Here is a 17,448-nt window from a genome sequence, read left to right on the forward strand (position 1 = left end):
CGGGCCCCCCCCCCCCCGGCGGGGGGGGGGGGGGGGCCCCCGCGACGGCGGCCACACAGGAGGCGCCCGCAGCACCGGTGACGGCGGAAACCACCGGGGAGCCCGCAGTCCCCCCAAGCCCGGCGCAGCCGTCCCGCATCCCCGCCTACCCCGCCGCAGAGCGCGCCGTCCGTGCCCTGGCCGAAGCCGTGAAGTACGCGCAGTGGCGGCGCGAGGCCGCCGAGCCCGGGAAGGTGCACGAGTACGACGACATCGACGAGAGCGGGGCCGCGGGACGCATCGTGGAGCTGCTCGCCAAGGACGAGGACCCGCGCGGTGCCACCCTCGCCCCGGCCGACGCCCATGAACTGCTCGGGCGGTACGGCATCGCCGTACGAGAGGCGCTGCCCGCGCCGGATCCGGACGCGGCCGTGGCCGCCGCCCGCACGCTCGGCTACCCCGTCGCCCTGAAGACCACCGCCCCGCACCTGCGGCACCGCGCCGACCTCGGCGGTGTGCGGCTCGACCTCGCGGACGAGGAGCAACTGCGCCGGGCGTACCGGGAATTGACCGACACCTTCGGTAGGCCCGCCGAGCTGCGGCCGGTCGTCCAGGGCATGGTGCCGCGCGGAGTGGACACCGTCGTCCGCGCGGTCATCGACCCGGCGGCCGGAGCGGTGCTCTCGTTCGGACTCGCCGGCGCCGCGTCCGAGCTGCTCGGCGACACCGCGCACCGTCTGATCCCGGTCACCGACCGCGACGCGGGCTCCCTGGTCAGATCCATCCGGACCGCCCCGCTCCTGTTCGGCTGGCGCGGCTCGGCGCCCGTGGACACCCCGGCCCTGGAGGAGCTGCTTCAGCGGGTCTCACGGCTCGTGGACGATCACCCCGAAGTGGTCGCCGTGTCCCTGGAGCCCGTGGTCGTCGCCCAGCGCGGCCTCTCCGTGCTCGGCGCGTCCGTCCGGCTCGCACCGCCGCCCGCGCGCAGCGACCTCGGCCCGCGCGCGCTTCCCGGGTACTGACGCGGCCACTGGGGCACCGTGCGCCCTCCGGCGGGTCGTAGGATGGACGGCATGGCAAAGACCGGTACGACGACCCAGGGGCTGCGCGCGGCGATCGAGCGCAGCGGCTACTACCCGGCCCTCGTGGCCGAGGCGGTGGAGGCCGCGATCGGCGGCGAGCCCATCGGGTCGTACCTGGTCCACCAGGAGACCACGTTCGACGCGAACGAGGTGCGCCGGCATGTGACCGTCCTCGTCCTGACCGGTAACCGCTTCATCGTCAGCCACACGGACGAGCAGGCGGCGGACAGCACATCGCCGACGCCGTACGCGACGACCTCCACGGAGTCCGTGAAGATCGGCCGGATCTCGTCCGTCGTCGTCAGCCGCGTCGTCGCCAACCCGGAGAAGTACGTACCGGGCTCGCTGCCCCGCGAGGTCGTTCTCACCATCGGCTGGGGCGCCGTATCGCGCCTCGACCTGGAGCCCGCCGCCTGCGGAGACCCCAACTGCGAGGCGGACCACGGCTACACGGGCAGCTCGACCGCCGACGACCTGAGCCTGCGCGTCAGCGAGGCGGGCGACGGCCCGGACGCCGTGCGCCAGACCCTGGCCTTCGCCCAGGCCCTGTCCGAGGCGACCGCGGACACCACGCGCTGATGTCCCTGCCCGCCTGGGACGACGTACAGCCGCTCGCCCTCGACACCGCGCCCCTGCCCGAGTACGGCGTGGGCTCCCTCGCCGATCTGCTGCCCACGCTGGTCGCCCACCAGGGCGTGGAGGGCTTCGCGCCCGTCATCGGCGAGCTCGCGCAGGCCGACCGGAACTGCGTCTTCCTGATCGACGGCCTCGGCTGGCAGCAGCTCATCGCCCACCCCGAAGAGGCCCCCTTCATGGCCTCGCTCATCGGTTCCTCCCGTGGCGGCACCGGACGCCCGATCACCGCGGGGTTCCCCGCGACCACCGCGACCTCCCTGGCCTCGGTCGGCACGGGCCTGCCGCCCGCCGCGCACGGCCTGCCCGGCTACACCGCCCGCAACCCCGCCACCGGCGAGCTGATGAACCAGCTCCGCTGGAACCCCTGGACGGACCCGCGCAAGTGGCAGCCGTACCCCACGGTGTTCCAGCAGGCCCACGCGGCGGGCGTACACACCGCCCAGGTCTCGTCCCCGACGTTCGAGAACACCCCCCTCACCAAGATCGCCCTGAGCGGCGGCAGCTTCCGGGGCCGGCTCTCCGGAGAGGACCGCATGGACCTCGCCGCCGAGCAACTGGCCGCCGGTGACCGCTCCTTGGTCTACACGTACTACGCGGAAGTGGACGGCAAGGGCCACCGCTTCGGTGTCGACTCCGACGCCTGGCGCGGCCAGCTCATGTACGTGGACCGCCTGGTCCAGCGCCTGGCCGAGCAGCTACCGCCGCGCAGCGCCCTGTACGTCACCGCCGACCACGGCATGGTCGACATCCCCTTCGACGAGCAGTCCCGCATCGACTTCGACGAGGACTGGGAGCTGCGCGCGGGCGTGGCCCTCCTCGGCGGCGAGGGCCGCGCCCGCCATGTGTACGCGGTGCCGGGCGCCGAGAACGACGTACTGACCGTCTGGCGCGAGGTCCTCGGCGAGCAGTTCTGGGTGGCGAGCAGGGACGAGGCGATCGCGGCGGGCTGGTTCGGCGCGCCCGGCGTCTGCGACGAGCGGGTGTACGGGCGCATCGGCGACGTCATCGCGGCGGCCCACGACGACGTGGCGATCATCGCCACCGAGAAGGAGCCGAAGGAGTCCGCCATGGTGGGCATGCACGGCTCACTGGCCCCCGTCGAGCAGCTCGTCCCCCTGCTCGAAGTACGCTCCTGACCGCCCCCCTTCACCCCGCACACCTCGAAAGGCCTCAACTCCCCATGCCCGAGCTGGTGTTCTTCTCCGGAACGATGGACTGCGGAAAGAGCACCGTTTTGCTGGGGCATTCGCCATGTACTCGTGGTGTGGTAGGCGGGGTTGTGTCGTCTGTTGCTGTTGTTGCCCGTCTCGGCGATGTGCGCCCCGCTCGTCCGACCCGGAAGGTCCCGCTCTCCTGATGTCCGAATTGGTGTTTTTCTCGGGAACGATGGATTGCGGGAAGAGTACTTTGGCGCTCCAGATCGGGCACAACCGGTCGGCGAGGGGCCTGCAGGGTGTGATTTTCACGCGGGATGACCGTGCGGGGGAGGGGAAGTTGTCCTCGCGTCTTGGTCTGGTGACGGAGGCGGTCGAGGCGGCGCCGGGTATGGATCTGTATGGGTATCTGGTGGACCAGATGTCGCGGGGGCGCCGGGTGGACTACGTGATCGTTGATGAGGCTCAGTTCCTGGCGCCTGAGCAGATCGACCAGTTGGCCCGGGTGGTGGACGACTTGGAGTTGGACGTCTTTGCGTTTGGCATCACCACGGACTTTCGTACCAAGCTGTTCCCGGGGTCGCAGCGTTTGATCGAGCTGGCCGACCGGGTCGAGACGTTGCAGGTCGAGGCGATGTGCTGGTGTGGTGCGCGGGCCACGCACAACGCTCGTACGGTGGATGGGGAGATGGTGGTCGAGGGGGAGCAGGTCGTGGTGGGGGATGTGGACCGGTTGGCCGGGGAGGTCGGGTACGAGGTGTTGTGCCGGCGTCATCACCGCAGGCGGATGACGAGCGCCGCGGCGAGGGCGGCGGCGCTGTCGCCTGATGTCCTGCCGGTCATCTCCACCTGACCCCCTGTCGGCGACGGGCGCGCGGTGCTCGCTCGGCAGACGTACCTGTCATGGCCCGGGGGCCTTCGGGTCATGAGACTGTCCGGCTTCAGATGTGGCTATCTGGCCGGAAGGTTCGAGTCCTGGGCGGGAGCCGCAGTACGTGGGAAGCGGGATCGTCTCCCGACTCGGGACGAGGCGCTACTCACGGCGACCGTGTCGCTCTGGACCCGGCGTACAGCCCGACTCGTCTGCCATTACGGCCCTGACATGGGCGGATGCCATGGTCAGGGCCACAACGCGTTTCGGGGGGCAGTCTCGCGTGACCTGGGGGTTTCCCGGGAGTTCCCGGGTGTATGTGCACGCGTTGTGCACTGTGGGATGGCTGGGTGGCGACGTGGTGGAGTTCCGCTTCAACGTGTGACGGGCTGACGCCGTGATCGGCTGAGGTGCTGGTCAGACGGTAAAACCCCAGCTCAGGGGCCAGATCTTCAGGTCTGGCCCCTTCCTGTTTTCTCCGGCTAGATCAGCCTGTTTCCTGGCCCTGTGCTGACTTGGTGCTGACTCACCGGGCGGGTTTGTACATGCTCTGATCTGGGGTTTCCGGGGTGCCGTGCGAGGCCGGAGAGAACGGGAGGCGCACCTGAGGCCGGGCACGGGAAAGCCGGTACGCATGGGGAAGGGGCGCCGGGCAGGATGGGGGAGTGGCTGACCTGGTGTGGGATGACGTCAGAGGGTTCTTCGACCCCGATCTGATGGGCGCGCTGCCAGACGTGCTCGTTCCTGGGGCCTCGGTCGAGGACTGGCAGGCTGTCCTCGACCTTGTTGACGTGAGCGGATGGAAGTGCCAGTACTCCGAAGGAGAGTCAGTGCTTCCTGTGCCTCGGGCGGAGGTAGTTCTGTCCCGCCAGGCTGACGCGGAGTGTCCGCAACTGGTGGTCTGGCTGGCCCCCGAGGTGCTGGTGATCTTCCGCTTCTACTCGGCAGACGAGATCGACTTTGATGTCGACCTGCGGGAACTCCAAGGGCAGGAGCGACTCGACTTGTTCTGCGGGTTCGTCACTGCCATCGGACGGCGGTTGGGCAGGCCGGTGCTGATGGATGCCGAGGGCGGCGACGGCAGCCATCCCGTACTTGGATTCGAGGTCCAGAGCGATCGTGTTGTGCTGTTGGCGGAGCCGTCCGCGTCCTGACGATGTTGCTTCGGGCCTCCGGGAACGGCCCCTCTTTATGCGACAACGCGAATATTCGTGTGACCGCATGGACGGCGACAGCGCCCCCTCCGTACGGTCGTGATGCCGCCCCACGAGGGGCGCGGGACAGGCGGTTTCACCATGGCTCGTGAGGAACTGACCCGGCTGACCGGCAACGGGAACGGCGAGTGCGGCAAGGATGACTGCCCGAACGTCTACCAGACCGCGTCCGGCTCGTTCGTCGTCCAGGGCGACGTGTCCAATGCGTTCACCGCTCCCGAAGGGGAAGGGCTCGTGGAGATCCCGGAGCAGACGTTGAGGGAGGCTTTCCGTGCTCTTGGCTGGTGAGGCGTGGGCGGCGCGGTTCGAGCGCTTCACGCGAGAGGCGTGGCGTCTTGAGACGTTGCCGCAGTACCTCATGCCGCAGGAGAAAGAGGAGTTCGCGGCGTTCCGTTCCGGGGCCCGTATCGACCCGGAGACCGTGGCGAACGAGTACACGGATCGGCTACGCCGACAGGCGGCAGAGGGGCGCACGCAGGGCCGCGTCCACGTCGTGACCCGCCCTCTCTCTGAATACCTGCGGTTCGAGTTCCACCACTACTACAAGGCCCATGCCTTGGCCGGTGAGCAGATCCGCATCCTCGATGTGACGGACAGACTCAATCCCCTTGAGGGCGCACAGGACTTCTGGATGTTCGATCACTCCGAAGTGGTTCTTATGAACTACCACCCGGACGGTAGGCAGATCAGCCGCGAAGTGTACGAGGGCGATACGGCGCCGTTCGTCGAATACCAGAGGATCGCGGTAGCCAAGTCGGTTCCCTTTGAGGAGTACGTGAAGGGCCTTGAGCTTTGAGCCAGAAACCCTAGGTCAATCCAGGTCAGACCTAGCGGCGGTCCTGAAGAACGAGCGCAAGCGGGCCGGCTGGACTCAAGTCCGGCTCGCGAAGCGCTGCAACATGAGCCAGACAAAGATCAGCAATATCGAGAGCGGGAAACTCACCCCCGCCATAGTCGACGTAGAGCTGATCCTTGATGCCCTCGGAGCGGAAGGGCCTCTGGCGGCTGAGATCCTTGCTCTCGCCCGCTCCGCGAACACGGAGTGGCAGGACCACTGGAGCTCACGCCGCAGGGGCCTGGACAAGAAGCAGAACGAACTGGCCAGGCTTGAGGCGGTCTCCACAGAGTTCCGCTATTTCCTGCTCTCCATGATTACCGGCCTGCTCGCCACGCCTGAGTACGTGCGCGCGAGCATCGCTGACATTCCTGGAGACCAGTCCAAGACCATCGCGAAGAAGCTGGAGCGGCAGAGCGTCCTGGTCAATCCGGAGAAGCGGTTCACGTTCCTGCTGACGGAACAGGCCGTCAGATGGCCGCTGCTTCCTCCCCTGGAAATGGCCATGCAGATGGACCGGCTCGTCTCTGTGTCCCGTATCCCGAATGTGCGGTTGGGTGTGATCCTCTTGGGTGGACACATTCCAGAGCGGCCCCTCAACACGTTCACCGTTTATGACCGTCGCCTGGCCACCGTGGAGACAGGAACAGGGGCCCTGATACTTCGGGACCATCGGGACGTGAACGTGTACCGGGAGGACTTCGAGCGGTACGAGGGATACGCCGTGTGGGGTGACGACTGCCGTTCACTTCTGAACGACTGGGCCGTGATCTTTACCCGACAACGCCAATAAACCTGGGCCCCTCCGGCTCGCCCGATGAAACTGGTTGCTCGCTCGGGACATTCGGTCGGGGAGGCGGCAAGCGTGAGTAATCCGAGAACGACGATGAGCGGCCCGGTGCATTTGTCTCTGCCCCGGACTCCGCCTGATCCTGCGCCCGGCTGCGGGGTGTGCGCGGCGTTGGTCTCGCAGCGCCAGGCGGCGCGCGACAGGGGCGACCTGTCAGCAGCGACGGACGCGGACGTGGAGATCCGCAACCACCCGCACCGAACACGTGGTCGGAGGAGGCCATGAGCCGCTCTGTCCTGCGCTACGTAGAGCACCAGATTACTCAGCACCCTGGCACGGACGTGACGTTCGAGGCGGAATGCCTGGCCTACGAGTGCGGATGGTCGGCGCAGCCGTCGATGGAGGGCGCGACCGTGGACGTCGAGTGCATGAGCCACACCGGCCGGACGGGGCATGGGAGCTTCCGACGCATGTGTACATCGTTCGCGTTCGTGGTGCGGACCGAGTGAGCCATCACGGATCCCCGATGGTCGAACTGCTGGCCCTATTCCGAGATCCACGGAGATGAGGGTGAACCGTCCGGGTCCAGCCCGTACTGCCACCTTCCGTGGCCCAACAGTGAGCGGATGTGGCCGGCGTCGGCGGCGTGTCGGTAGAGGGCGTCAAGGCCCTTCTCGTCCCCGGCCTCGTCCCGCATTCGCTCCAGGTCGCGCAGGATGTAGAAATCTCCGGCATCGGCAGCCTTCAAAGCAAGGGATTCGGCGCCTTCTCGGTCCCCGGCCTGCTCCCGCGTTCGTGCCAAGTGGGCCGGGGTGGGTCCGCCGTTGGCCTCAGCGGCCTGCCGGAAGGCAGATTCGGCGCCCTCCAAGTCGCCACCGTCAAGCCGCGATCGCCAAAGCTGCAACAGAGGGAGAATGTTCCCGGCGTCGGCGGCTTCCCGGGCGATGGCTTCGGCGCTTTCCCAGTCCCCGGCTTCATCCCGCATTTCCGCGAGGATCTCGAAGCACAAGGTATCGCCAGCGTCGGTGGCTTCCCGGGCGATGGCTTCGGCATCTTCCCGGTCTCCGGCGTGCTCCCGCATCATCATCAGGTTGGACAGGGAATTGGGGTCACCGGCAGCAGCGGCTCGCCCGTAAAGAGCCTCGGCTCCCTTCAAGTCTCCAACCCGTTCCCGCAGCCGGGCCAGACCGCGCATCGCATCTGGATCACCTGCGTCGGCGGCCTGTCGGTAAAAGGGCTCGGCACCCTCCCGATCCCTGGCCATCTCCAGCCTCTGGCCCAAGAACTTCAGGCCCCTGGGGTTCCCCGCGTCCGCAGCTCGCCAGAACAGGGATTCGGCACCCTCCGGGTCCCCGGCGCGCTCCCGCGCCCAGGCCACTTTGATCATGGCGCCGGAGTGTCCGGCTTCGGCAGCTCGGAGGCGGAGGTGGTGGGCCCATTGTGCACGGCCCATGTCCTCGGAGGCTTCAGCGAGGTTGTTGAGGTCGTCAGGGTGAGTGAGATGGGCGTGAGCCGCGTGCCAGAAGGATGCTGGTGGGCACAGTAGACGGCGGGCCGTCCTCCCGTGCTGTTCGAGATAGTCAGCGAGGCGGAGCATAGGACCCGTTGGTGGGGGCGCAGCACTTGCCGGCGTCGGATCAATCGGAGGACGACGCGCGGGAAAGAGCATCCGCTAGCAGCCGGTCACCGTTCTGGGCGAGGATCGTGGCTGTTCGGAGTGCGTCCTGGCTGAAGGTGTCGGGGACAGCCACTGTGCGGCCAGCGAGCAGCTCGCGGGCTCGGCTGTGCGGGTCTGGGCTGCCAGGTCTGGGCAGGGCGCTGTATTGGCCTTCGTATTCGGGCCAGAGGGTTCCGAGGATGAGGACCGGTCCGCGGCTGGAGTCGGTGAGGAGGGTGTGTAGGGCGGCTGCGATGCGCTCGCCTACTTGAGGGTTACCGAGGTAGTGCTGGGCTTCGTTAAGCCACACCACCGTTTGAGGCACGACACGTTCGAGGTCGGCGAGCGCCGCTTCTGCGCGGGTTGGGTCGTAGGGGTGCCAGAGCTGCCACCCCTCGTCAGCAAGCGGCTGAGCAGCCTCCCAGCAGGCCCGTGTCTTGCCTGTGGACGACGAGCCGACCAGGACCAACATCCGGCTGCGGCCTTCCATGGCCTCGCTCACCGCCTCAGCCAATACCTGGTCGTGCGCACGGCGGACGTAGCCGGACAACGCCCGCACCGAGCTGGCCGCTGCGGCGGACCCGGATGGATGAACCTCCAGGTCGTGCGGATCCCACTGTCCGATCGGCCTGCCAGGTCCCTTGCCGTGCCCGAGCACCGAACCGATCGGGTAAGCGGCAGCCCTACGTCGCAGATCCAGCAGCTCCGCTTCTGACACCCCGAGCGCTCGCGCCAGCGCCACGACTGTTTCAGCGGACGGGACAGCCCCATCCTCCCGGAACGCTTCCTGAATGGTCGTGCGACTCAGCCCTGACTGCGCAGCGAGCTGTGTCTTGGTCAGCCTTTTGCGAGCCAGTCCATCGCTGAGCTTGTCACGCAGCTTGGTCAGCGGGCTTTCCCCTCCACCGGGCTTCTCGCTAGGCATCAGGCCCCCAGTCGCATGTGTTCGCCGATGTTCATCATCGTCCGGCCAAACCACGGCGAACATCGCTTCGGCGAACTTCGGTCGCATCAACATCCCACCGTGTGCAGGGAGAATGTCGTGACCCATGTCGCCGTCGTCCTACTGACCGCCGCCGTGACCGTTGTGTTCGCACTCTTGGCCGCCGCTGCCACGGGCACACTGGCCCGCCTCGATGGCGCCACATACCCGGCCGCTGTGATGCGTGCAGCCGCCGCTTTCGCCGCTGTGATCACCCTCGCCACTGCCGTTGCCGGCGTGTTCACCCAGTACCTCACCTGAACAGGAGTGAACGATCACCAACGGGTGTGCCCCCAGATGTCAGACCTTCGAACTAGCATCCGCCTGTGAATCCTGAACTCCTCGCCTCCGTAGCTGTCCCGCTCCTGAAGGGCCGGATGATTACCTCTGATGAGGGTGACGGCGACATGCAACCGCTGTGGCTGAGTGATACCCCGGCTTCCGCTGAGTTGTGGGCTCACCTGTGCGCCGAGCACAGCGCCTCGGGCCTGTGGCCTCTCCTTCTTGACGCCGAGGACCCGAACGACAGCGCATTCCGGCCCTGGGCGTCCGGCGAGCTGTCTCCCGAGCGGATGTCGTCACCCGACGCGTACGACCCGACGGTTCTCCTGGCGCAGTGGTGGAAGGTGTACACGAGTACCGACGACGACGATGACCTCCTCGTGCCCGAGAAGCGTCTCGCCGTCACCGCACCGTTCGGCCAGGCCTGGCCAAGTCCCGCCCGCAGCCAAGAGCCCGTGACAGGTGCTGATGAGATGGCCGCAGAGTACGCGCGGGTCTTCGCCGATCAGCATCCTCGGTCGAGGCTTGGGCTCGTCGCCGCTGCCTGCGGTGCGGACGCACTTACCGCCGTCGGCTGGAACGGTCCCGCCAACTACGACAACGACACGGCCAAGTTCTCCGCCGTCGTACGCGACTGGGAGCGCCGCTTCGGCGCGCGCGTCGTGGCCGTCGGCTTCAGCACCCTCCATCTCAGTGTCGCGGCACCCCCGATGACTACCGAGGATGCCCTCTTGGCCGCCGCCGAGCACTTCGCCTTCTGCCCGGACAACATTTGGCAGGGCTCCCGTCCCTACACCCTGGCTGCCTACGCCGAGCGCATCGTCGGCTTGAATTGCTGGGACTTCTGGTGGGATTGACCTCAGCGGCGAGGCACCAGGAATGGTCACCGGTGTCGGCGGCGGCACCAGGGCCGGGGAGTCGTCGCCGACATGCCGGGAAGCGTTGAACTCGTCGACTGGACAGACCAGCCGGACGCCGAACGCGGCCTCGATCTGGGCTGCCTTGCGGGCCTGCAGGAACCGGTGGAACCCCTTGAAGACCTGGACATACTCGCGACGTGTTGAGGTCTTGCGTCCCATCACGGCGAGGTCACCGACCACGCGGTCGATGTCCTCCGGGGTTACGTCCCACGCGGGCCGGCCCAGCGCGGCCAGCGTCCGCTCCAGCAGACCGATGTCGTTGTCGATCGTCACCGGGCTGAACCCGCGGGCCCGCCACGACGCGACGAAAGCATCGACGCATGCGGTCTGGAACTGTCACGGATCCGTGACCAGTGGCTCCTGCGGAACTGCCCCGCCCGCGATGACCTGGAGTCTCGCCTCCGTCACCGGCACACCTTCCTCGCACCTGAACGGTTAAGGCAGCACCTGGAGAATCTGAGTGCCACCGCGAGAACCAACGAGGACCGCAGGAACGGGATACGGGCAGGTGGCAGCAACAACTCTCGTGAGGGAACAAGTGCCAGCCCCAGATGGCTGGACGAAGACGTTCACCGATCCCCGGCTTTGCGCAGCTATCGTCGACCGCCTGACGTTCAACGGCACGATCATCGAGACCGGCACCGACTCCTACCGCCTCGCCAGCACTCGGGCTCGGGCCGAGGAACCCGCCAAGGCCGGCTGACACCTGCCCCCTCCCACGCCGAGAGATGGAGTCAACTATTCACCGGCGCGAGCCACGAGCAGCGGCTGGAAAAAGCCCGTCTCCTGCGGCATCCGCCACTCGGCGTCGACAAACCCGGCCTCGGCCGCGAGGCCGACCAGCCGGTCCCGGCCGAGTGCCCAGTAAGTAGTACGGCGGACCTGGACGCGCCATTCTCCGCCTGCCGGAAGGAGTTGGAAGTGCTCCAGGTCGTAGTGCTCGCCGTCGTCGTGCCAGTGCCAGAGCTGGAAGCTGACGGTTCGTTCTTCGCCGTCGGCGCCGTCGACGGGCCGGTGGACTTGTGGCGGCGTCGAAGCGGGGCGGTCGCGCAGCAGGTCGTCGTAGGGGCGTGTGCTGACCAGCAGCAGGCCGTCGGGACGCAGCACACGGCGCATCTCGGCCAGGGCTGCGTGCACATCCTGCTCAGTCAGCAGGTGAGGCAGCGAGTTGTCGGCGCAGACGACCGTGTCGAACCGGCCATCAGGAAACGGGAGGCGTCGCATGTCGGCGGCGGCCGTGCGCAGGCTCAGGTTCCGGCGGGCGGCCTCACGGGCAGCGCGGGCGGCGGCACGGGGACTGAGGTCGGTCCCGGTGACCCAGTGCCCGCGCAGCGCCAGGCCGATGGCCTGCGTGCCGATGCCGCAGGAACAGTCGAGGACCGCCGCGCGACCCTCGCCTATCAGGGCATCCAGGGCGTCCCCTTGCCGACGGATGCTCGAGTCCCAGTCTGAGTAGATCAGGTGGTAGTCGTCGGCCAGTTCGTCGTAGAAGTGCGCCACCGATGTCTCGGGCATGGCCCGAGATTACCGTGCCTGCTTCCCGGGAGGTGCCGGTCATCCCTGTGATCGGCGCGAACGCCCTCACTGACGGCAGCACCGTCATTTCTCGTGAACATCTGCGAGCGCATTGATCGCCAAGTGCTGTTGAAACTCATCGACAAACGCTGCTGCTGAACGTGAACGAAGCCAGCACCTGCGCCGTGCAGGGCCACGCGTGTGCCTGCGGCATGGACTTGTCTGTCCTCGCCAACTGGTGCCCCAGAGCCTCCCTGGCCGTCGAGCCGGCGAGCGCGAAGCTCCATACCTCTCCCCAATTCCAGCGACGACCAGGCTCGATCGGACAGCGCTGAGCGTGGCCCTCTTCCCGTTCACCCGCGGGTACGGGCACACGAGCGTGGATCTCTCGAGCTCCTTGCCACGACTGATGACAGGAAACCTATGGCCGACGAGATGGTCCAGCGCGCCCAGAAGTTCATCAACACGACGTACAGCAACGGCGCAACGCTCGGTGTATCCAAGCTCGAGGAGAACGGGCAGACCGGCTGGCCGGTCATGTACGCCCTCACCCGAGCCCTTCAGTACGAGATGGGCATCACTGCCCTGTCGGACGCGTTCGGCCCGACCACACTGGCGACCATTGGCGAGAAGTACGGCAAGCTCGACGACACGACCATCCCGTCGGCGAATTTCTGCCGGGTCATCCAGTCCGCCCTGTACTGCAAGGGCTATGACGGCGGCGACATCGACGGTAAGTACAACGACCGTGTCAAGGCCGCCGTCGTGAAGCTCCACCAGAACATGGGCGTAGATCGCACGTATCCAGGCAGCTCCATGTGGCCGAAGGTCGTCAAGAGCTTGTTCAACATGGACGCCTACGTCACCGTCAGCGGTGGCTCGGACACCATCCGCTCTATCCAGCAGTGGCTGAACGGCAAGTACATTCTCCGCAAGGATTTCTACGTCATCCCCTGCGACGGTCACCACTCCCGTGACGTGGCCAAGTCGATGCTGTTCGGGATCCAGTACGAGTTGGGTATGGCCGACGGCGTCGCGAACGGGTTTTTCGGCCTCGGCACGCAGTCGGGCCTGAAGTCCCACACGGTCTCGATCGGCGCCACCGGTGTCTGGGCGATGCTGTTCACCGGGGCGATGATCCTCAACAAGCGCAACGTCCCCTTCGGGAACTTCACTCAAGGCGTGAAGACCGAGGTTGAGAGCTTCCAGTCCTTCAGCAAGCTCCCGGTCACCGGCCTCGGTGACTCCCAGACCTGGGCCTCGCTACTTGTCTCCTACGGCGACCAGGCCCGCAAGGGCACGGCCTGTGACGGCGTCACCAAAATCACCGCAGAGCGGGCCGCGGCACTCAAAGCGGCCGGCTACAAGTACGTCGGCCGCTACCTCTACAACCCCTACCCCGATGGCGATCTCAAGGAAAAGCAGATCCAGCCGGGCGAGCTGGCCACGATCAAGGCGGCCGGGCTGCGCTGCTACCCGATCTACCAGACGTGGAGTCGGTCCGCCGACTATTTCAGCACCACCCAAGGCACCAGAGACGCCTTCGAAGCCATCGACTGGGCCCGCTACCACGGCTTCAAAGCGGGCACCATGATCTACTTCGCGGTCGACTATGACGCCATGGACGGCGAAGTCACCCAGTACGTCATCCCGCACTTCCGGGCCGTCACACGAACCATCAGCGAGAACTCCCGTTACAGGGTGGGCGTCTACGGTGCGCGCAATGTGTGCCAGCGCATCACCGACGCCGGATACGCGTCCGTGAGCATGGTCTCCGACATGTCCAGCGGTTTCTCCGGAAACCTTGGCTACCCGCTGCCCACCAAGTGGTCCTTCGACCAGATATCCACCATCACGGTCGGCTCCGGCAGCGGATCGATCGAGATCGACAACAACATCGCCTCCGGCCTCGACACCGGCCAGGCCGACTTCGATGCCGGTGTCGCCTTCGACGGCCTGGACGACGACCTGGACAAGGACGCCTACCGTGCCTCCCTGCTGAAGGACGTGCAGAACTACCTGACATCGATCGGCGTTCCCGAGACCGGCGGAGACGGCTGGACCGACGACGACTGGGCCACCCTCGGCGGCATCTCCACCACCAAGGCCGTCAACGCAGTGGTGGACACCGACTGGCTCTTCACCTCACTGGCCCGAACGCTGCGGGTCCGCAAGGCGCTCATCCAGGCCCCGGTCCTGTGGGAACTGCGCAAACTCAACCCTCTCGACTTCGCGGCCGATGCGGCGGTCAAAGCGGGTACGAAGGACGACTGCAGCACCGGCTGGGGGCAGATCTTCGCCGCGACCGCCATCCAGGCCCGCAACTACTGCATCGGCGAAGGCATCATCAACGGCACGGGACTGGACCCCAACTCCAAGACCGACCTGCGGGACGTGTGGAACAAGCTCCACGACGACGAGGACTACAACATCCGCAGCGTCGCTTACACGTTGATCTGGAACGCGGAGCTGCTGGGTATCGACCGACCGGGCTTGAACAGCTCGGTGCACCTCACCGAGGCCCTACTCGGCCGGTACAACGGCACGGGCGCAGCCGCCGAGAAGTACGGACAGGAACTGATGGGCCTGTACAACGTCTTGGAGAAGTACAACGCGTTGTCTCGTGCCTAGTAACACAGGCGAATGAAAGAGGGCTGCAGAGATGATCAGACGGTGGCCGGCAGCTCTGGGTGCCAATGTGCTTCTCGGGATCCCAGGTGTGGTGCCCATCTGGCTGCTGTGGTTCCTCGCATCGAACTGGGTGACAGGCCCCGAGCCGGAGGAGAACGACGGTATGGGGCTCTGGGTGGTGATCACAGCCATCGTCGTCGGCCTTTACGCCCTGCTCTGGTCCGCGGTCAACCGGCCCCTCGCGCACCGGAGTTCGCTTATGCCACGCACCTACTGGCTGCTCAGCGTCCTGGCCACCTTCCTGCCGAGCACGGCGCTCATCATCTACTCACCGTGAAAGGACACGAAGACGTTGCAGTGACATACGAGGTGTTTCCAGACGGACCGTGCTGACGCACGCGGGCATCATCACGGCCGCAGCGGCCGTGACCTCTCTGACGCCGAGCGTGGCGACGGCCGCGCCTGGCGAGGCCCCGAAGACCGCATCGGCCAAGGTGCCCACATCCGCCAACGGCTGGTCCTTGGAGAAGGAGGCAAACCACGTCTCCACCGTGTGGACCCGCCCGGTGCCCGGAACCAGCCTGAAGCTCGACATCCGGATCGGCGACGCGGAAGCAATCCTGCTCCACGTCATCCGCCGCTTCCACTACGAAGTCGAGCAGCTGCACCCCGGCGACCTCGTCGGCTGGCAGAGAATCGACAAACTGAGCGAGAACCTGCCCGAGTCCAACCTCGCCTCCGGCACTGCTGTCCGTATCCGCCCAGGCGCCGCCGCCAAGGGCAGCATGTTCCCGCTCCAGGAGATCGTGGTGCGCGACATCCTCGCCGACTGCGAAAGCGTTGTCCGCTGGGGCGGCGACGACAACCCGGTGGACGAAGCCCTCTTCTACCTCGACCGCAGCCCCGACAGCCACCAGGTACGCGACTTGGCGCGCAAGCTCCGCCAGGGCGAGGTCACCGCCGGCCAAGGTGCCGGCACGACCGTGGATCCCCTCTCCAAGGCCCGACGCGAGCGCGCCCAGCGCCTGGCGCGACAGCAGACCAACCGCTGAGCCAACCTGCTAAGCGCACCATTCCGGAGTAATCCTCAGAGCACCGGGGCCTTCTCGGCAACCTGACAGTGGCCGCGAAGGCCCCGTAGAGATGCCCGCCCTTGGAGTACGGGCGGCCGGCCTATCCGGCACGATCTTTGCTGGGCAACACTGCGAGCGTGGCGATGACTGCCCGGTGGTCTGTGCCCGCAATGGTCCGTTCGCTGACCGAGATGCCCGCCAAACCGGGGCCGTGCAAGACGTGGTTGAGCTGTACCAGGGGTGGCAACGGGCTCTTGTCGGCGGGCCAGGTGCGAGCCCAGCCGTGGCCGAGTTCGGCATGAATGTCCGCGAGCCCGCCGGATGCGAGCAGTTCGCGCATCGGTGCATGGTCGAGAGAGGCGTTGAAATCGCCCAGGAACACCGTGTCGGGGCCGCTGTCGTGGGCCACGGAGGTGAGGGCGGTGATGTCCTGGGTCCAGCGCTTCGCGTCACCAAGCGGGTAGTACGTGTGAACGGCCACCATCCGTACGGCGCGTCCACCGACCGTTACCTGTGCGGCGGTCTGGGGCCAAGCGGTGTCCGCCTTCAGCGGGCCGCTGTGCGTCAGCGGAATCCGTGAGTAGAACGAGGAGTCGTTCTCCGGACGGAGCTCCTGGTAAGGCAGAACCTTGTCAAGGTCGGCTTCGGCGAGCGCGGCGATCCCAGCGGACGGCAACTCCTGCACGGCCAAGACGTCTATCCGTTCGGACTTCACCAGCCGTAGCAGCGCATGGGCATCCGCCCTGCCGACGTGGGCATTGAGGGTGGCCACACGCAACTGGGAAGCCTGCGCCGGGATGCGCTGCTGGTGGTGCGGTGTGAACCGCGGTACCAGCAGCACAACGTATGCAGCTGTGATCAGTACGCCGACGATGATCAACCAGAGATTGCGCAGAGCAGGGACGGCGACCATGGTGGTCAGAGCGAGCACGCTGAGTACAGCGGCATAGGGGAACAAGACCACAGGCACGGCGAGCGGGGTCCCCGCATCGAGCCCTGTCAGCCGTACGACAAGCAGGACAAAGAGCATGGCGAGCGGCACGCAACAGCCGAGTAGCCTCCACCTACGTCCGCGGCGGTAGGTACCCCGGTTCCCGTTGGCTGCACGACGCGTGCACACAGCAGTGTCCGTCATCCCTCCTGCCTCCTCTCGCCAGAACCGCCCGACCTTCACCGAGCCGATCCGTCAGCTGCTCGACGCCGTGATCGCTGAGGGTCTCGGCGTGAGCGTGATCTGGGCTGCCCTGATTGAGGAACAGGACATCACCATCCTGTACGCCCGGCTCCGCTCTTCGTGCTACAGCGCCATCGGCTGATCTCACTGAAGTGGGTCCTCGTCGGCTCCGCCGGTCGACCTTCATGAGAGGTCTCTCTGGCGAGGGGGAGCGATCGAACCATCGATGCCCATGGAAAGCCGAAGGGAGCCCAGAACGTGCAATGTCCCAGTGGTGACGCTACCCAAATGTGGCGGATGCCCAAGCAATAGCACCCCTTCAGACCAGATCTGACCTGGGCTTGGGCGCCTTCGCCTAGGTATCACCAGAGTCTCGTGCGAAGTGTCCTCCGGAATCGCGGCGTCTGATCGACCGGATCGAGCCTCGAATATCAGCGGGTTCTTGCAGAGCCGACTTTGAAGCCGAAGTCCAGGCCGTCGCCCCCGAGTGGGTCGGGGAACGATGGCGCCGGTTGGTAGAGACACAGCGGGCCTCATCTGCTGCCGGATGGTGCTTGCCTAGTGCTGCGTTCCTCAAAGGATGTACATGTAGCGACGCCTGCGTGTGCGGGTGGGAGGGGGCGGACGGCCCCAAATCCACGGCTGTGCCTGGG

At 66.6% G+C, this 17,448-nt stretch carries 20 protein-coding genes and 2 pseudogenes; 18 read left to right on the forward strand and 4 right to left on the reverse strand.

Annotation, left to right across the window (positions count from 1 at the left end; translation table 11 throughout):
• The 10 genes and pseudogenes from AB0O76_RS43510 to AB0O76_RS43555 form a co-directional block, all read left to right on the forward strand.
• The coding region (locus AB0O76_RS43510) for an acetate--CoA ligase family protein (protein ID WP_365503398.1) at nt 1-1,001 on the forward strand (1,001 nt) is incomplete at its 5' end.
• A 42-nt stretch (nt 1,002-1,043) separates the two neighbouring features.
• Complete coding sequence (locus AB0O76_RS43515; protein ID WP_365503401.1) at nt 1,044-1,640, forward strand: DUF5998 family protein; 597 nt, start codon at nt 1,044-1,046, stop codon at nt 1,638-1,640.
• On the forward strand, nt 1,640-2,833 hold the full coding sequence (locus AB0O76_RS43520; protein WP_365503404.1) for a nucleotide pyrophosphatase/phosphodiesterase family protein: 1,194 nt from the start codon (nt 1,640-1,642) through the stop codon (nt 2,831-2,833). The genes AB0O76_RS43515 and AB0O76_RS43520 overlap by 1 nt, the downstream gene beginning before the upstream one ends.
• A 44-nt stretch (nt 2,834-2,877) precedes the next feature.
• Nucleotides 2,878-2,982 (forward strand): annotated as a pseudogene (locus tag AB0O76_RS43525) (thymidine kinase); the annotation flags it as partial.
• Nucleotides 2,983-3,053: 71 nt separating this feature from the next.
• Nucleotides 3,054-3,704, forward strand: a complete 651-nt coding sequence (locus AB0O76_RS43530) for a thymidine kinase (RefSeq protein ID WP_365503407.1) — start codon at nt 3,054-3,056, stop codon at nt 3,702-3,704.
• A 683-nt stretch (nt 3,705-4,387) separates the two neighbouring features.
• Nucleotides 4,388-4,876, forward strand: a complete 489-nt coding sequence (locus AB0O76_RS43535; protein ID WP_365503410.1) for a hypothetical protein — start codon at nt 4,388-4,390, stop codon at nt 4,874-4,876.
• 141 nt (nt 4,877-5,017) lie between these two features.
• On the forward strand, nt 5,018-5,224 hold the full coding sequence (locus AB0O76_RS43540) for a hypothetical protein (protein WP_307713672.1): 207 nt from the start codon (nt 5,018-5,020) through the stop codon (nt 5,222-5,224).
• Nucleotides 5,208-5,732 (forward strand): DUF6879 family protein, encoded by a 525-nt coding sequence (locus AB0O76_RS43545; RefSeq protein ID WP_307713671.1) that lies wholly within the window; start codon nt 5,208-5,210, stop codon nt 5,730-5,732. The genes AB0O76_RS43540 and AB0O76_RS43545 overlap by 17 nt, the downstream gene beginning before the upstream one ends.
• The gene (locus tag AB0O76_RS43550; RefSeq protein WP_365503414.1) at nt 5,722-6,564 is read left to right on the forward strand and encodes a helix-turn-helix transcriptional regulator; all 843 of its coding nucleotides are present in this window, start codon (nt 5,722-5,724) and stop codon (nt 6,562-6,564) included. The genes AB0O76_RS43545 and AB0O76_RS43550 overlap by 11 nt, the downstream gene beginning before the upstream one ends.
• Before the next feature lie 278 nt (nt 6,565-6,842).
• Nucleotides 6,843-7,070 carry a hypothetical protein gene (locus tag AB0O76_RS43555; RefSeq protein ID WP_365503417.1) on the forward strand — a complete coding sequence of 76 codons (228 nt, stop codon included), beginning with the start codon at nt 6,843-6,845 and terminating at the stop codon, nt 7,068-7,070.
• 35 nt (nt 7,071-7,105) lie between these two features.
• Here the strand turns inward: AB0O76_RS43555 and AB0O76_RS43560 are convergent, their stop codons facing one another.
• Nucleotides 7,106-7,948 (reverse strand): hypothetical protein, encoded by an 843-nt coding sequence (locus tag AB0O76_RS43560; RefSeq protein WP_365503420.1) that lies wholly within the window; start codon nt 7,946-7,948, stop codon nt 7,106-7,108.
• Nucleotides 7,949-8,198: 250 nt separating this feature from the next.
• The gene (locus AB0O76_RS43565; RefSeq protein ID WP_365503423.1) at nt 8,199-9,143 is read right to left on the reverse strand and encodes a helix-turn-helix domain-containing protein; all 945 of its coding nucleotides are present in this window, start codon (nt 9,141-9,143) and stop codon (nt 8,199-8,201) included.
• A gap of 27 nt (nt 9,144-9,170) precedes the next feature.
• Here AB0O76_RS43565 and AB0O76_RS43570 point away from each other — a divergent pair, with 27 nt between their 5' ends.
• From AB0O76_RS43570 to AB0O76_RS43585, 4 genes and pseudogenes are all read left to right on the forward strand, one after another.
• Entirely contained in the window at nt 9,171-9,461 is a 291-nt protein-coding gene (locus tag AB0O76_RS43570; RefSeq protein ID WP_307713667.1) for a hypothetical protein, read from the forward strand.
• A gap of 65 nt (nt 9,462-9,526) precedes the next feature.
• On the forward strand, nt 9,527-10,339 hold the full coding sequence (locus AB0O76_RS43575; RefSeq protein ID WP_365503426.1) for a DUF4253 domain-containing protein: 813 nt from the start codon (nt 9,527-9,529) through the stop codon (nt 10,337-10,339).
• A 72-nt stretch (nt 10,340-10,411) separates the two neighbouring features.
• Nucleotides 10,412-10,546, forward strand: a complete 135-nt coding sequence (locus AB0O76_RS43580; protein ID WP_365503429.1) for a hypothetical protein — start codon at nt 10,412-10,414, stop codon at nt 10,544-10,546.
• Nucleotides 10,547-10,955: 409 nt separating this feature from the next.
• A pseudogene (locus AB0O76_RS43585) lies at nt 10,956-11,105 on the forward strand (ATP-binding protein); the annotation flags it as partial.
• Between the two features lie 35 nt (nt 11,106-11,140).
• Here AB0O76_RS43585 and AB0O76_RS43590 read toward each other — a convergent pair.
• Nucleotides 11,141-11,917: a class I SAM-dependent methyltransferase gene (locus AB0O76_RS43590; RefSeq protein ID WP_365503432.1), complete on the reverse strand. Its 777-nt coding sequence runs from the start codon at nt 11,915-11,917 to the stop codon at nt 11,141-11,143.
• 423 nt (nt 11,918-12,340) lie between these two features.
• Between AB0O76_RS43590 and AB0O76_RS43595 the strand changes: the two genes are divergently transcribed.
• The 3 genes from AB0O76_RS43595 (at nt 12,341) to AB0O76_RS43605 (ending at nt 15,600) form a co-directional block, all read left to right on the forward strand.
• Entirely contained in the window at nt 12,341-14,548 is a 2,208-nt protein-coding gene (locus tag AB0O76_RS43595; protein WP_365503435.1) for a glycoside hydrolase domain-containing protein, read from the forward strand.
• Nucleotides 14,549-14,636: 88 nt separating this feature from the next.
• On the forward strand, nt 14,637-14,885 hold the full coding sequence (locus tag AB0O76_RS43600; RefSeq protein WP_365503438.1) for a hypothetical protein: 249 nt from the start codon (nt 14,637-14,639) through the stop codon (nt 14,883-14,885).
• A gap of 25 nt (nt 14,886-14,910) precedes the next feature.
• Entirely contained in the window at nt 14,911-15,600 is a 690-nt protein-coding gene (locus AB0O76_RS43605; protein WP_365503446.1) for a twin-arginine translocation signal domain-containing protein, read from the forward strand.
• A 121-nt stretch (nt 15,601-15,721) separates the two neighbouring features.
• Here the strand turns inward: AB0O76_RS43605 and AB0O76_RS43610 are convergent, their stop codons facing one another.
• Entirely contained in the window at nt 15,722-16,663 is a 942-nt protein-coding gene (locus tag AB0O76_RS43610) for an endonuclease/exonuclease/phosphatase family protein (RefSeq protein ID WP_365503441.1), read from the reverse strand.
• Between the two features lie 70 nt (nt 16,664-16,733).
• Between AB0O76_RS43610 and AB0O76_RS43615 the strand changes: the two genes are divergently transcribed.
• Nucleotides 16,734-16,937, forward strand: a complete 204-nt coding sequence (locus AB0O76_RS43615; protein WP_365503444.1) for a hypothetical protein — start codon at nt 16,734-16,736, stop codon at nt 16,935-16,937.
• Nucleotides 16,938-17,448 lie beyond the last annotated feature (511 nt).

The sequence above is a fragment of the Streptomyces sp. NPDC086554 genome, assembly GCF_040686095.1.
Classification (GTDB): Bacteria; Actinomycetota; Actinomycetes; order Streptomycetales; family Streptomycetaceae; genus Streptomyces.